Origin of the sequence: Thalassospira sp. CH_XMU1420-2, from assembly GCF_037029325.1 — a bacterium.
GTDB lineage: Bacteria > Pseudomonadota > Alphaproteobacteria > Rhodospirillales > Thalassospiraceae > Thalassospira > Thalassospira povalilytica.
Map to the genome: position 1 here is coordinate 1 of NZ_JAYMEG010000070.1, position 849 is coordinate 849.

The 849-nt window shown below is 53.5% G+C and carries 1 protein-coding gene; it reads right to left on the reverse strand.

What is annotated here, in order from left to right; translation table 11 throughout:
- A partial coding sequence (locus WA429_RS21325) for a hypothetical protein (RefSeq protein WP_336107923.1) occupies positions 1–849 on the reverse strand: 849 nt, incomplete at both ends.

The window sequence follows — 849 nt, forward strand, 5'->3', positions numbered from 1 at the left end:
ACCAATGCCGGCACGTTCGAGAACACGTACTTCCCATGTTCCCATCGTGTTGGCATCGTACGAACTTTGGCCATCGGTGATCTCTACCGTGACGGTAACAGCGTCCGTGTTCAGTGCTTCTTCCTGGCTGGCCTTCAACTCAGGTCGCACAAGATAGCTCGGTGTCGCGACAACCGTTTTGAATTCTTCGTATTTGATACCGCTCAGTTTTTCGTATTGCGCACCCAGTGTGAGCACGTCGACAGTGCCGATTGCGAGGTCCGGAGCCGGAACTGCAATCCTCTGCTGCGCGATAGAGCGGCCATAGGGAAGTTCGACCGTTGTTTCCAGCAATGGGCTCCCGTCCCCATTGCGCGCGGTGACCTCCAGTTTCGATTTGATGTCCTTCGCAGTCAGATACCCAATGGAGTCTTGCCCTTTAGGCACCGCCAGCACATCACCGTAAAGGTCGACAAGCGGGGCAAACTCGATATCGGGCATTCCGGGGTCGATCAGATCCACTGTATAGGATTTCTGATCAAGTAGGCGTTTGGTTCCCTGTTCATCGACCATGTAAACAGAGAACGAGAACTCCTCTTGTTCCTCTTCAGCTGTGAAGAAGCCGTTGATGGTGGGATAATAGGTGTTGGTCTGGACGCTCAAACCTTCTGGAATCGTATCCCATTCCAATACGCACGACATACGCGATCCAGCCGAGCTCTGCGCTTCACTCTCTGTACTGTACAGGGTGCAGGTTGGGCCGGTTTCTTGAATGACCTCAAAGGTACTCTCTTCAACAATTCGCTCAATGGCGTCTTCCGGTGCATTGCGCAGCCCGAATGCGACGATGTCAGCCGCGCTTTGAACAGT